Source organism: Plebeiibacterium marinum, assembly GCF_026013615.1.
In the GTDB taxonomy this organism is placed as follows: Bacteria; Bacteroidota; Bacteroidia; order Bacteroidales; family Marinilabiliaceae; genus Saccharicrinis; species Saccharicrinis marinus_A.
The window spans coordinates 1-16,037 of the sequence record NZ_JAPDPI010000033.1 but is presented as its reverse complement, the minus strand read 5'-3'; the positions used below and the strand labels follow the sequence as shown (position 1 = coordinate 16,037).

Genomic DNA, 16,037 nt, shown 5'->3' with positions numbered 1-16,037 from the left:
CCATATACTAAATGAATGATACCCAAGGTAATGCCTTGGGTATATTGTAATTATCATTACGAAATATTGGTTTTAACTCAATTTCATTATGAAATATATATTTCTTGGGATTCTATTAATCCCCCAATTTTTATTGGCTCAAGTTCAAGTAACTAGCCAAACTGCAAAAGCTGAAAAAGCATTTACAATTGCTCATTCCAACGCAGTAGCATCCATATATGTTGATATCGATGATTATTCAGTTGTGGATAAATCAGCAACACTTCTGTCTGCAGATATCGAATCTATTACCGGTAAGAAACCACCTCTGGTTTCATCACTTAAACATTTAAAAAATAATGTTATAATAGTTGGTACTGTTGGTAAAAATCAAATAATTGATAAACTAATTAACAAGAACAAACTTGATGTTAACGAAATAGAGGGTCAATGGGAACGCTTTATAATTCAAGTTGTAGATAAACCTGCAAAAGGGATTGAAAAAGCCCTTGTTATTGCAGGTAGCGACAAACGAGGAACAGCTTATGGAATTTTTTCACTTTCCGAAGCAATAGGAGTTTCACCTTGGTATTGGTGGGCTGATGTACCAATAAAAGAAAGCAGGGAACTCTATTTTAAAAATGAAAGATATGTCTCTAAAAAACCTTCCGTAAAATACAGGGGTATATTTCTTAACGATGAAGACTGGGGCTTACACCCATGGGCCGCAAAAAATATAGATCCTAAACTAGGTGACATAGGCCCTAATACTTATGAAAGGGTTTTTGAATTACTATTGCGCCTAAAAGCAAATATGGTTGCTCCAGCAATGCATGAATGCACCAAAGCTTTCTTTACTGTTCCTGGCAACATGCAAATGGCTGATGATTATGGAATATTAATCACTACCAGCCATTGTGAACCTTTACTATACAATAATGCAAGTGAATGGAGCAAAAAAGAACAAGGCGAATGGAATTATAAGACCAATAGGAATGAAATAGTAAACGCTCTTGAAAACCGTGTAAAGCAAGCTGCTGAAAACGATAATATTTACACCATTGCTTTGCGTGGAATGCACGATGAAGGTATGAAAGGAGGTTCCGATGATGATAAACTCAATATGTTGACTGAAGCTATTAAGGACCAAAGAACCCTCCTATCAAAACATATTGACAAGCCACTAAGTGAAATCCCTCAGATATTTGTTCCTTACAAAGAAGTGTTGGGACTATATGAAAAAGGACTGGATGTTCCGGAAGATATTACCATAGTATGGCCAGATGACAATTATGGTTACATAAAAAAACTAGGTAATAGTGAAGAACAAAAAAGAAAAGGAGGAACTGGGGTATACTATCATATTTCGTACCTTGGCTGGCCCAATGATTACCTGTGGTTAAATACAACACCTCCTACTTTAATGTATGCTGAAATGCATAAGGCATATTCCTTAGGTGCCGATAAATACTGGTTGGTAAATGTTGGTGATATAAAACCAGGAGAAATGGGGATGCAACTTTTCCTGGATATGGCATGGGATTTTGAAAAATTTAGTTTTGAAAATATTAACCAGTATCAAACCAGTTACCTTACTTCTATTTTTGGAGAGAAATACCAAAAGGATATTGAAATAATTTTTGATAAATATTACTATCACGGATTTACCCGTAAACCAGAATACATGACTTGGGACTGGCGTTGGAATAGTCTGTTTGCCCATGAAAAAGTAAAGGATACTGACTTATCTTTCATTAACTATAATGAAGCGGATAAAAGATTGAATGATTACAATACGATCTCAGAAAAAGCAAAAGTAATCCTTAATCAACTTCCTGAAAATTTGAAACCATCTTTCTTTGAGTTGATATATTATCCTGTTAAAGCAGCATCTCTCTACAATCATGAAATGCTAATTGCTCAAAAAAACAGATGGTATGCAACACAAAATAGGGCTCTAACAAATGTATTAGCAACTGATGTAAAGCTCTATCACGATAGTTTGGCTACTTTAACTGCAGAATACAATAACCTATTAGGTGGTAAGTGGAACGGCATGATGACTGCTCCGGGTTTTCTTCCAACAGAACAACTGCCTCCTACTCAATATATTGAGATTCCTCAAACATCTGAAATGGGGATTTTTGTTGAGGGTAGTGTATCGAATGAAACAAGTAAACATTGTTTGCCCGAATTTTATAATAGCTTAAATAATATCCATTATTTTGACATTTACAATAAAGGCTCTGTCCCATTAAAGTGGAAAGCTACCTCCAATGATAATTGGATAAATATTAATAAGAAAGAAGGTGAAACATCAACTGAGGATAGAATAACCGTTTCTATTAATTGGGAATTGCTAAAAGGTAAAAGTTCATCGGAAGGAGAGATCAATGTTTCTGATGGAGAAACCAGTAAAAAAATTAAAGTTCTGGCCTCAAACGACAAGCTAATTAATAAAGAGCAATACACCGAATACAATGGCACAATTAGTATATGTCCAACGGAATACCAAAGAAAAACAGAGAATGGTAATATAAAGTTTCAAGCTATTAAAGGACTTGGGTATACCAGTTCTTGTTTACAATTGGGAAATGCTAAATATGATAATGGAGATGATTCTTTTGTAGAATATGATTTTCACACAACGTCGACAGGTGAAGTAACCATATACACCTATATGCTACCTTTATTTTCCAAAGACAAATCCCATAGTACCAAATATGGTGTTCAGATAGATAATAAAGAAAAAGTTATTCATCACAATGATGTAAAAGAATATTCAAAAGAGTGGGCAAACAACGTATTGCGTAATAGTGCCATTGATAAAACTATTGTTAACATTGATAAAGCAGGATTACATACCCTTAAAATATTCTCTGTTGATCCAGGGATGATTATCCATAAAATCATTATTGACACAGGAGGCTTAAAAGATTCCTATATAGGTCCTAAGACCATAAATAAGAAATTCTAAAACCCAGTTTCATTTCATATAACGAATAATTTAAAAGTCTCAACAATAAAATTGAGGTTTTTATCATGTATATTCTATAATTGTACTTATATGCACCCTAAATCTTTAAAAGCATCTCTCCTTGTATAAAGAAGCAATAAATACATACTCATTATAGTGTATTGTAATACCTTAGAGCTTCATAGGAAACTCATATTTAAGACATATCCCCTTCATAATTAACTCACACCAAACTCACTGTTTAGTGAGTTTAGTGTGAGTTGTATGTATGTTAAATATGAGATTTGTCCGCCTACGTTACGCCAAGTGATAAATGCAGTATTACAGTTAATTAAAAGCTATCAACAAGGGTATAAATAAAACATTTTGCAGCCTCGCTCCCATCAATCTGCCACAATAAAAAAAAGGCTGCCCCTATAAATAAGGACAGCCTTTTACTCTTTTACTTATTAACTAAATATCACTACTTTTTAATTACCTTGAATACTTTTGATGTTCCTCCGCATTCTACTTTTACTAAATACAAACCTGCATTTGGTATGTCAATGCTTTGCAACTCATTTTCTTCAATAGTTTGAAGTACAACTCTTCCACTCATATCGTATACTGATACTTTGCAAACACCACCTGATGTTTTTACCCAAAAGTTACCTTCAGAAACTGTTGGGTAAACTTTAGCTGCATTTTCTTCCACAACATCAAAATCTGTAGAGAAGTCAAAATTGATAGTATAGATTACTGTTGTTTCTGTATCCTCAGCTGTTACTTCAATGGTTGTTGCACCACTCAAGTCGCCAGCCTCGTTAACGACAACTGAAGCTCCAGCAATTTTTGCTATTCCGGATATTGATGGCACAGCAGTAGTTCCTTGAGGAACTAACACAGTATAAGATAATGTAGCCGGATCAAACCCTTCAATTGTCAATTCATCAACAACTAAATCAGATAATGTAGCATCTGAAGCAGCATCTTCAATTGGATAGTCCCCTGCACGAATCGCAATTGTTTGGGCATCCATCAAACCACTGTAAATATTATACTCCAATACAGAACCTAAGAATGTATTGTCACCAGTATAACCACCCTTCATAATATAAGCCAGCTCATTTGAAAGGTTGAATATTTTATTGTCTGCAGAAAACAACGTTCTACCAATAAAGTATCCGTCCACATATAAACAAATTGAATCATTATTTATGGTACTTACCACATGGTGTTGTGATCCGTCATCCTGCAAGTTAGCTTCTGTGCTATACCCTTGCTCAGATCCCCAAGGAGACCCTAAATTAAGCGCAGAAACAGCAGCGCGACATTTCATAGATGTAAACAGGTAGTTCACACCATAATTGTTATCACTATTGGTAGCACCAAAATAGGTCAACATTGTATTGGTATTTGCATTTAAAGTATTTATCTCATCCGTTACATAAAGTTCAAGTGTAATAGATGGATAAGTATTAATAGCAATTTCTCCTGCAGGTAATTCAATATACTCACCTAACTCATCAGCAGTATAGACACCTTCTGAAATGCTACCTCCTACTACTGTACCATGTGCTGTTCCAACCATATCATTGGCTGTTCCATCTGCAAAAGTATAAGAGTGTTTCAATGTAAGCTCAGTATCCACCTGATAGTTAATTACATATTCTGAAGAATAAGTAGGATCAGATGCTGTAACAGTTATTGTAATTGCACCTCCTTCAGCAGTAACACTAACCTCATCTCCACCACTTACATTTGAAGTAATATCGCGAGCAACAGCAGTTATATCAACTGATTCTGTTCCAACAGGCAATACAGCCCTGTATTCATTTACAAACGGATCAAACTCCGGATAAAGAGTTCCTACGCTTAATGCCAGTTCTCCCAAATAACTATCGTATGGTGCAACAACTTCTGAAGGAACTTTAATATTCCAAACAGCCAACTCGTTGTCGATGTATTTATCTGAATAAATTCCTCCTTCTACAGTAGTACCGTTAGTACCCACATATTTTCCACCAAACTCATCTCTTGCTACTGTTAAAATCCTGAATCTTCCAGGCTCGAATTCAATCAGTCTGAAACGGCAACTATCTAAAGTAGTAGTCAATGTTTCTGTCATCACCATATCCCATGTAGAAACCGACTCTGCTGTAAGTGTTACGTATTTGTTTTCTCCATTTTTCAGGTAATACTCACCTTCTACTCCACTCTCTTCAAACTGGAATAATTGTGTGGTTTCATCTTTAAGAGCGTTATAAATCCTGATATAATTAGTTTCGTCTCCACTCTCTCCCATTACAAGTTCTGAAGATTCGTGCTGGATATAATAATTTTGTCCAGTTGTAACTTCCGAAACATATAATGAAATAACGTATTCTTTAGTATTTGATTGATCCTGTGATGTTACTGTTAAGGTTATTGAACCAGTACCATCAGTAAAAGATACCGCTCCATTTCCAGCTACATCTGCACCTTCCCATGCTGCAATACCTGTTACATCAACACTAGTAGTTCCATAAGGAACAATTGCTGTATACTCCAATACCTCAGGGTCAAACTCTGTAGTTAATGCACCAGCACTAAACTGGATCTCAGCTAAATCAGCAGATTCTGTTTCCGGATTTAAGAAAATAGACAAATAATAATCAATCTGAGTTGAACCATCCAAGGCTACTACCTGAATCTCTAAATCAACGCCATCCCCGGAGAAGGCAATAACGCCATCAGGATATTCATTTCCAAGCGCATCTGCAATTGTAATTGATACACCATCAATATTAGGAACAATATTTAAATCCACGGAAGTTGTACCAAAAGGCACATATAACTCATATAGATCATCAGCTTCAATATATTCAGGAGTTAAAACTAACTCTCCTACGTTAGCAGTGAATTCAGCTAATGTAGCATCAGTCATCTGAGCACCGATAAAATCACTTGTACGTTGCTCAACAGTTGCCTGAGGCATTTCTCCATCGTAAATATTAAATTCATGGATTGAACCTCTCCAGTTTGGGTCACCTGTAAAAACCAGGTCTCCTAAATATAAAGTATCTGTACTTATAGCTGAAATTGCATTTGTTCCTGATAATGTTTCAGAACCAATCAAACTTCCATCAAGGTACATTTTAATTTCGGTTGCTGTTACAACCCCAACAAAGTGGTGCATATTTGTATTGGTTACTATACCAGTAGCAACATAGCTTTCTGTATTCCAAGGGTCATCTGTGTTACCGGTACCAATGGCAAACCTACTGTCGGTAGTACCCCTGCTTGGTTGATAATACAAATAATTTACTCCTTTGGCCCAACCCACATCAAGAGTTTCTCCAAAACTAAAAAGACTCCTGTTACCTGTCAAACCTGCTTCCTGTGAAAACAAGGCCTCAATTGTAACACTTTCGTAAGAAGCAATATTAATATCTGTTGCATATAACGAAGCAAAACCTCCGGTAAGTACCAAAGCTCCTTCTTCAACTACTGCCTCACCATTTAAACTAGCATCTACATTTCCAACTACATCATTTGCAGTTCCATCTTCAAAGGTATAAGAATGCTTTAATGTTTGTCCAAACATTGATGATGTACCTATAAAGGACATAACCATCATCAAGATCCAACACCTCAATTGTAAATCTCTTTTCATATTCAAAAAATTTAGTTTTTAAATTAAGTAGTATAAAGGAAGATATTAATGGAAAATTGTATTGTAAATAAATCAAAGATTACTATCACAAAATTGACACGACCAAGACAACATACTCCTCATTATTGATTTTAAGCCACTTACGCCTATTTACCAACATTATAAGTGTAATTTACAGCCTGTTTTTTACAGAATAATTTACAGGAGAATGAATAAATTTTACAAAACCTCTTTGCGAACACACAAGGGCATCGCCCCTTTGCAATTATACATTATAAAAAACTCAGACCAGAAGCCTGATACTATTATAACAGTTCTATTATAATAGTAACAGAGCCTGAATTTGCATTACATTAAGGATCTTGGGTAATTGGTAATTGTTTATGCAAATTCAAGGGGTGACACTTCGGTTGTAAATACCTATATCGACTCTTAATTCAGATTATTAATCTCTAAAGAAAAGAAGGAAAGATCCCATTCATCCATCCATCGAATTTCAGGTTTGTCGTTATTAAAAACAATGGGAAGCCAAATATAACGACTGTCTCTTTGGTTTTCCGGTTTCCATCGGTCACCCATAAATATAAAAGTCCCATCCATATTGTTAACCGGCAAAACAAAGGTACTTTGCGAATGGAAAGTAATATCGGCATCAGCTCCCACACAAGGATTGCCAATCATTTTCCAGGGACCCAAAACAGCATTGGCTACTGACATCCTGGCTTTATTTGGTGCCCATCCTGTGCAACCTGAAGTAATCATATAATATTTCCCGGCATATTTAAATATGGCAGGCGCTTCGTTATGGTCACCGGGAAATGCCCTGACCCACTTTCCTGTAAAACCGGTATAATTCTTATTTAATTCTGCAATGTGTATGGTTAAATTCTCTTCTGAAGAATATACCAGGTAGGCTTTCTCATCATCATCAACAAAAAGAGTCATATCCCTTGACATCTGGCCACCTTTAAAATCTCTGCGAACAAACAGTCCATTATCTACTTCATTTCTCCATTCGTCCGTCCACCAATCTTTATTCCATTGGGTAATCCCAACTTTGTTTTCTTCATCGAAATTTTCCGGCCATGTATTCGCATTGGGGCGATAGGATTTGACAAAAGTATAAGGCCCCGTAATTTTATCACTAACGGCAACAGCTGTTCGTGCAGCCTCATAACCCCGCCCTTTTAATTCCAGATGAAACCACATCACAAATTGTTTAGTCGCCTTATTAAAAATAACTTTAGGCCGCTCCATCACACATCCACGGGTTATTTCCGATTCAGGATCTTCTTCATTACTGAGGGCAATTCCTTCGTTTGTCCAATTGTAAAGATCTTTAGAAGAATAACAACTGATTCCAAACAGGCTAACAAAACCATCTTGCCCACTTGTTTTATGCTCACCAAACCAATAGTATACACCATCATGGAACAATATTCCCCCTCCGTGGGCATTTATATGAACGCTGTCATTATCCAACCACACTTCACCTGGTTTGAAAGACTGATTATATTGATTTATTTCTATCTTTTTTGATCCGGTAAAACCACACGATGTAAAAAATAACATTACCTGAACAACCACTAAAACGCCACACTTCATTTTCATATCCTGTTTGAATAAATATTGAATTTTTCTCTTTAAAAGAAAGCTTACTGCTTAATGGCTTTTATACTAAAAACATAACTATACTCTCTTTCTTGCAACCTGTATTTATCATGAGTCCATGCTCCCCAGCTATTATCTCCTCCAACTCCCATTTGTCTGTAATCAATATTTACAGAAGTCAGGTTCCTGGGTTTTACATCTACTGTGTGACGGTTAACTACCTTATGGCCTTCCTCCTGCTGACCATCGGTACGTTCAGGAGATTCAAAATCCTCCATCAGGTTATGATGTGCCGATACTTCCAGGAGTTGCTTTCCTGTGAACAATAACCCAACTCCCTCTTTATTGGTTATTTTCACCCACCTGACATCTGTCTTGTTCCCGTTTTCCTGCGGGCGAAGGTAAGGCCAGTACTGATCGGCGACAGAACCGGAATACAAATCAACAAAGGCACTTTGCTTTCTATCCTGATACGATTCGTGAGGACCACGTCCCAACCAGGTCATCTGATCGAACTCACGCGGCATTATAATATTCATTCCCATTTTCGGAATCTCAGGCAGCTTATCCTTTCCTTTCATTACAAAAGAGTTTTCAACTGTAACTTCGCCATTACCCTGTACTGTATAAACCGATTTATAAACCCCTATACGGTTATCCTGATCTTTTATATCATATTCAAAAGAAATTACAAGGTTGTTCTTTCCAGACCTTGCATAATCAAACTTACTGCACACCCTGTTTTTCCCGGCCTTTCTCCATATCCGTGCTCTTTTGTCCAGCTCATTACCAAAATCATTATCGGTAGGTGCCCTCCAAAATTCAGGAACAGGGCCTTCCTGTATAAACTCCTTGCCATAGGCTTTATAAGAAGTCAGTAATCCATCCTTCAGGTTAAACTGAATACTAAAGCTATCACCATTAACTGCCAACCTATCCTGCTCCTCCTCAATTGTCAGTTCCGACCCAACAGATTCTATATCCTTTTTCACGTATACAGGTAACACAAACTGTTCCGAAGCCAGCTCAGTACCAGCTTCAACCAGGGATTTGTTATTTTTTAGTGTTGCTTTAATATTTAAAAAGTACTCCGTATTGGGCTCTGGTATAAAATCTACATCCAGTTTAAAAATTTCACTTTCATCAGGAGCAAGGTTTACACCTGCTATATTCCCTTGTTTCACCACTTTCCCATTGCCTTTAATTTCATAACTAAAATCAAACTCATCAAGATTGGTGAATCCATATTTATTCACGATAGAGATCATCCCATTATCCAGGTCTATCGCTTTAAATTTAATATACTGGTATACTTTCTTTACTTCATAAATAGCTGGTTTCAGGCTTCTATCCGGATTTACAATACCATTCATACAAAAGTTTCCGCTACTGGCAACCGTATCCGGACCAAAATCTCCTCCAAAAGCCCAAAACGCTTCTCCTTTTTCATTTTCAGTCAACAATCCCTGGTCAACCCAGTCCCATATAAAACCACCCTGCATTACCTCATTGCTTTCAATCACATCCCAGTAATCATTAAGGTTACCAACACTATTCCCCATGGCATGGGCATATTCGCACTGTATAAGTGGCATGGAAGCATCTGTTTCCGCAAATTTTTTCATGCGATCGATACTTGCGTACATCGGGCAATAAATATCGGTATTCCCTTTTCCATGTGCCTGCTCGTATTGAACCGGCCGTGAAGCATCCTTTGACTTTAAATAATCATAGGTAGCCTGAAAATTAACACCATTACCCGCTTCGTTTCCTAACGACCAAATAATAACAGAAGGTTGGTTTTTATCACGCTCGTACATATTGCGGGTTCGGTATAAATGAGCATCCATCCATGTTGAGTCTTTAGCCAGTGATTCTTTACCATATCCCATCCCATGCGATTCAATATTGGCCTCATCCACCAGATACAGGCCATACCGGTTACACAACTCATACCAGCGTTCCGGCTGTGGGTAGTGAGATGTGCGAACCGCATTAATATTATGGCTCTTCATTATTGTAATATCATGCAGCATCGTTGCTTCATCCACTACGTGCCCCGTAACATCATGATGTTCATGCAGGTTTACACCTTTAATATAAACATACTGCCCGTTCACATATAACTTTGCATCCTTAATTTCAACCCTTCTAAAGCCTACATCCTGACGCACAACCTCGATCACATCACCACTGCCATCCTTTAATATTAGTTGCAGATCGTATAATTGAGGAGATTCAGCATTCCATTTCCTTACATTCGGAATCCGGTGAGAATACTTCACTTTTCCATCCTCAACTACAGAAGAAAAGACCTTTACCCTGTCGCCTTTGCAGGAAAGAATAGCATCAACGGACAATCCTTCAGCTTTTCCGGCCACTTCAGCCTCTAGATCAAATATCCCTGTGGAGTAATCATCATCCAGATTAGCTGCAACTTTAAAATCACGGATATGGGACTGATCACGTGCCATAAGGTAAACATCACGAGTAATCCCGGCCATACGCCAAAAATCCTGGTCTTCGAGATAACTGCCATCGCACCATTTATATACTTCTATAGCCAGTGCATTTTTACCAGGCCTTAAATATTTTGTAATATTAAATTCTGCAGGAGTCTTTGCGTCTTCAAAGTAACCTACTTTCTGCTCATTTACCCATAAATAAACAGCTGAACCTGCAGCACCCAAATGCAGATATATTTCCTTTGCCCTCCAATCCTTAGGAATGGTAAAATTTCGTTTATAGGATCCCACAGGATTATAATATTTTTGGATTAAAGGAGGTGCAATTTCAAAAGCATATCCGGCACTAACGTAAATAGGATAATCATAGCCTTCCTGCTCCCAGTTTGCAGGAACCTTAATTTTTTCCCAATCACGTACATCATAATCATCCTTAAAAAAATAATAAGGCCTGTCCGATGGTTTTTGTGACAAATGAAAATACCATTCCCCATTTAATGATTTTAATAACGATGACGACCAGATATTATCTCTGTCCATTTCATTTATTGAAGCATAAGGAATAAAACTGGCCCTGGGATTTTCTTTGTTAACCTGATTAAGTTTAGGATTCTCCATTTCACTTGCCGTTGTATCTTCCCATTCAACTCCATCATAACTAAGATAGGATTGACACGAAAAAAAACAACCAATAAAACCAACCAGAATAATTCGACTAAATATTTTAATTATGCTATTCATTAACAATTTCATTATTAAAGCAAATATTACCATCACTCAAAAATACTAACTAATAAACCTGCTTTATTTCACATATTTTAAAAATAATATTACAAATTTCACTGTACCCACGTAACAAAACACAAATACCTCACTAACCGCATGCGAAAAAATACTATTATTTGCCGAAAATATATTTTATAAGAATTAAAAAAATCTATTTCTTTATTAAAAAAATCTATAAATAATAAACACATGAGATCTTTGCTTAAACAAATCAAACTACGTAAAAAGTTATTGACAAAAACGACCATTCTATTACTACTTACAACAATAATCATTTCTTTTTCAGCAGCGTGGTCAATCCCGGATAAAGATTTTCTTTCAAAAATTATCCGTTACCAAAAAATAAACCGCCAGGAGAAGCTCTATTTACATGTTGACAAACCCATATATGTTACAGGTGAGGATTTATGGTTTAGTATTTTTTTAAACGAAGTATCCACAAACCTGCTAAACAAAACTGAACAGGTAGTATATGCAGAATTAATCAGCCCAACGGGCAGCTCTACCCTGAAAAAGCTTTTTAAGGTAGAAAACGGACGTGGATCCGGGCACATTTCCTTACCAAATTCACTACCCACAGGCAATTACCTGATCATGGCATACACCAATTGGATGAGGAACATGGGATCTGATTTCTACTTTAAAAAGGAAATTACCATTATAAACGATAAAGAACAATCTCCAACATCAGAAGAAGTTCTCAAAGCAACTGCATCTTCAGATCAAAATGCAAAAGACAATGCAAATCCGATAAAAGACAATAAGCCTTCTCATGATATTTCGCTTCAGTTTTTTCCTGAAGGAGGTAATATTATCAATGGTATTTTGTGCAAAATTGCCTTTGAGGGCATCACCCAAAACGGATCGCCCGCAACATTCGAAGGTGAAATTATTGATAACACCGGGAAATCAGTGGCTCTCATCAGGCCTATATGGGATGGGAAAGGCGTATTTTCATTTATACCTGAACCATCAAAAACATACCAGGCCATTATAAACAATACCGACACTTTTAACCTTCCCAAAACAAAAGAGAATGGTTATCAGTTAGCTGTAGAATCTTCATTTCGCTCCGATAAAATTTTAATAAGAGTACAGGGGAGTGCCCAACTTGCAAACCCGAATCTATTTGTATTGGTTATGCAAGGTCAAAAACCCATGATAGCAGTTGCTGACAGTCTGGTGAATAACCAATTACTGATACCCGTTGATAAATCAAAACTAAACACTGGCATCGCCCAGATTACGGTGTTTGACGATAAAAAGATACCTCAATGTGAAAGGTTGGTATTTATTAACCATTACGACTTTACCACCATCAACATACAACCTGTAAATCCGAATCCTGCAGGTCGTGAAAAGATGACTCTAAACATTAGCACTCTCAATCAACAAGGGCAACCTGTTCCCGGCACCTTTTCACTGGCTGTAACAGATGCGAGCCGTATCCCGGATAAATTTTATCAGCCCATGGATTTTGTCAGCTATAATATCTTTGGTTCTGAACTCCCAAATTTTAAAGGAGATGCATCCTTTGTGATGAAGAAAAGTGCCAAAAGCGCCATTCAAACCGACCTGGTGATGCTTACCAATGGTTGGCGCAGATATGCCTGGGAAGAAGTACTAAAAGATTCTGTATCGTTACCCCGATTTTTAGAAGAGCCCGGCATTTACTTAAAAGGTAAAGTGATGAAACTGTCTTCAGAAAAAATGCCTGATCCCGGCGTACAGGTATTTATGCGCTTTAAAGAAAAAGACCGGGGCGACAGGTATTACACAACAACTGACCAGAACAGCGAATTTACCTTTATCCTTAATGAATTCACCGACTCCCTGGTAGCAATTCTCACAACAAAAGATCACAAAAAGAAATTTACTGATTACTCCATAAGCCTTGAATCAAACCTGGCCTCGAACGCTATGGATTTGAAAGCCAAAAATCAGTTATCCAACCATTCTTTTAGCGAAACAATTGATTACCAAAACCATTCTGCTGTAATTGAAATAAATGATTTAAAAAAGAATCAACTTGCCCAAGAGCTGGTCCGCGCTAAAGCAAAGGATTTTTTTGTTGACACAGCCAATGTAAGTATCGATGAAGTAAAAATTCTGGGAACTAAAATACGAAATGTAAAGGATGTGATGACCAGTGCCTATGGAGCGCCTTCAAAATCAATAGGAACAAAACAACTTGAAGACCTTTCGGAAGAACTGGACTGGAATAGTGGCTTAATCAGTGTTATTGCCACCGCCCTTCCGGGTCTTGAGATAACTGAAATCCTAAGTGATTCCCTCGACTACGAGTATTTACGTTTCTCATCCAGAGACAGAAGGCAGCACCGTTTTTTCATTTATGTTGATGGCAAAATGGTTGGCGCAACTGACGATAAGGGAGTACTAAAAAATATGCTCCGCTTATACGAGGTAAATGATTTAATTTCGCTGGGTGCAGACGAAGTAAAATCCATCGACCTGATATACCCACAGCAAGGAACCAGTAAACTCAAGCTAAACAGCGAGTCTCTTGAAAATACGAGTCTTGAAAATATTACTTCAGATGAAAGCATGACTATCACAAGCAGTAATGTGTCATCAAACCAACCTGTTCAGATGCAGGATCCAATAAATGACTTCAAAACAAACCCCTTATTTTATTCATCCCCGGAAGCCATTCTATCCATTTATACCAAAACAGGAGGAGGACTTTATTCCCGATCAAATACCAAAGGCATTAATAAATTTTACCTCTCGGGATACGCAAAAGTAAAAGAATTCTATTCTCCCGATTATTCCGATGACAAAGCTATTGTGAATCAAGACAAGCGCTCTACCCTATACTGGAATCCACTGGTAACCACGGATGAAACGGGTACGGCACAAATAGAGTTTTATAATTCTGACGTTTCTGGAATGTTTAGGGTAGAAGCAGTCGGCTTTTCGGATTATGGAAATGCAGGAAACACACGTATTGTGTTTGGAGAAGCACAAACCAGCACACCACAATTAGCGACTACACAACAAGATGTTTATCCGGATGAACAAGTCATAGCAAACAAGAACAATGAGAACTGGCTGGATAAATCAAAACAGAAAATTCAGGTGCTTTTAAAATCTAACCAGCCGGCAGGATATGCATTTGTATCTGTCCCTTCAAAGAACTGGACTACGCTAACTGATCCAAACGGCTTTTGTTACATCGACGATGCCATTATCGCGCCTAATGATACTATATGTTTAAATTACAATATCAACGAGTCATTATGTATCATTCGTTCTGAGATAACTAATCCGGACAATCCAATCATTTTGCAATCCGGCCTTAAAAGCGATACTCAATATTCAGGCGAGGAAGTTTTTAAAACTGCACTAAGAAATATAATTAAAACAAAAGCTAAAAATAATGATTATGCCAATTGCATATACCGTCAACAGATATTTAAAGGAACTGAATTGCAACATCTTTTGGATTTAAAAACGGAGTTAAGGCTTCCTTCATGCAATGATCACAGCACTGCTTTTACACCTGAACCTGTTGCCGGCAGAATATTCAGGGTTGAGAATTATGACAACAATGCAGCATTTACCCCGTACAATAATTCGGCCTATAAAGTACCAATTTTAGATCCGTTTTTCACCGAAATAACTTTCCTTAAATCATCATATAAAAAGTATTACGATTTTACATATCTGGGCACCTGTAAATACCAAAACCGAGATATGTACGCTGTTTACTTTGATCAAAAAGATAATTGTACATGGGTACTTTCTTCCGGATATGCACTAATTGACATGGAGAACTATGGTATTGCCTACCTTAACTGGAAAGTAAGTGATAAATCATTAAAATATGCTGTGCCGGATATGTACCTTATGGGAGGAACCACTAATAACAACTTTACGCTCAGCACAGAAGAAAATCAGGCATTTTACCTCTATATCAATGGAGAATGGAAGTTTAACACTGCCACTCAAAACGTTGGGTTTCAACTAGACAACACTTCGTATAGCTACAAAAGAGAATTATTAACAACAGGCTATCACAACAAAGATACACAGAGGTTTCAATCGACTTCATTGGATAAAATGAAAACCCGTTTTATTCTTGTAAAAGAGCCTCAATACCTTCCGCATTTATGGAGGGATGGCTGGTTATTACCTTCCAATGAGTCAATAATGAAGAATATACCCTATATGCATGAAATCATTTTCTTATCGAAACCATAAAGGCAGCGGTAGATACTGCTGCTTTTAAAAGTACAGTCTCAAAACTATTGCCATTCCAGAAGATTAAGAATAGTTTAAAACAACACTTAACCACAAAGATTCTAAGGACACTAAGAAACAGAGGTTTATTTCATCTTGTTGATTCTTGGTGTTCTCGGGGTCTTTGTGGTTGCAATTTTACGAACTTCCTAAACACAGCACGAAGGTTGCACATGGTTCATTACTATTTTTAATCACTAGTGTCCGACTAAAATATTAATCTTCCAACTTACATTACTTTTGTCTCAAGCCGACGGGCTTTTACTTTCTTCCTTCAGCTGAAGAAAGTAAACAAAGAAAGCCGCCGCTGACATGAAAAAGC

General features: G+C 37.1%; 5 protein-coding genes. 2 read left to right on the top strand and 3 right to left on the bottom strand.

Translation table 11 applies throughout. The annotated features are described in order from the left end of the window. Positions 1–88: 88 nt before the first annotated feature. Complete coding sequence (locus OM074_RS14930; RefSeq protein ID WP_301200846.1) at positions 89–2,956, top strand: glycosyl hydrolase 115 family protein; 2,868 nt, start codon at positions 89–91, stop codon at positions 2,954–2,956. Between the two features lie 463 nt (positions 2,957–3,419). Here OM074_RS14930 and OM074_RS14925 read toward each other — a convergent pair whose 3' ends face one another. The 3 genes from OM074_RS14925 to lacZ all read right to left on the bottom strand — a co-directional run bounded on the left by OM074_RS14925 (position 3,420) and on the right by lacZ (position 11,407). After that, positions 3,420–6,590, bottom strand: a complete 3,171-nt coding sequence (locus OM074_RS14925; RefSeq protein ID WP_301200844.1) for a cadherin-like beta sandwich domain-containing protein — start codon at positions 6,588–6,590, stop codon at positions 3,420–3,422. Between the two features lie 432 nt (positions 6,591–7,022). Further along, entirely contained in the window at positions 7,023–8,201 is a 1,179-nt protein-coding gene (locus tag OM074_RS14920; RefSeq protein WP_301200842.1) for a glycoside hydrolase family 43 protein, read from the bottom strand. Positions 8,202–8,245: 44 nt separating this feature from the next. Then, a complete protein-coding gene (gene lacZ / locus OM074_RS14915; protein ID WP_301200840.1) occupies positions 8,246–11,407 on the bottom strand; it encodes a beta-galactosidase, LacZ type in 3,162 nt (1,053 codons plus the stop codon). A gap of 234 nt (positions 11,408–11,641) precedes the next feature. On the opposite strand from lacZ, the gene OM074_RS14910 reads away from it, so the two are divergent. Next, entirely contained in the window at positions 11,642–15,676 is a 4,035-nt protein-coding gene (locus OM074_RS14910; RefSeq protein WP_301200838.1) for a hypothetical protein, read from the top strand. The last annotated feature ends 361 nt before the right edge of the window (positions 15,677–16,037 follow it).

What these genes read in the sequence shown, in the direction of transcription:
- OM074_RS14930 (WP_301200846.1), top strand. Translation starts at nt 89, where the DNA reads ATGAAATATATATTTCTTGGGATTCTATTAATCCCCCAATTTTTATTG.
- OM074_RS14925 (WP_301200844.1), bottom strand. Translation starts at nt 6,590, where the DNA reads ATGAAAAGAGATTTACAATTGAGGTGTTGGATCTTGATGATGGTTATG.
- OM074_RS14920 (WP_301200842.1), bottom strand. Translation starts at nt 8,201, where the DNA reads ATGAAAATGAAGTGTGGCGTTTTAGTGGTTGTTCAGGTAATGTTATTT.
- lacZ (WP_301200840.1), bottom strand. Translation starts at nt 11,407, where the DNA reads ATGAATAGCATAATTAAAATATTTAGTCGAATTATTCTGGTTGGTTTT.
- OM074_RS14910 (WP_301200838.1), top strand. Translation starts at nt 11,642, where the DNA reads ATGAGATCTTTGCTTAAACAAATCAAACTACGTAAAAAGTTATTGACA.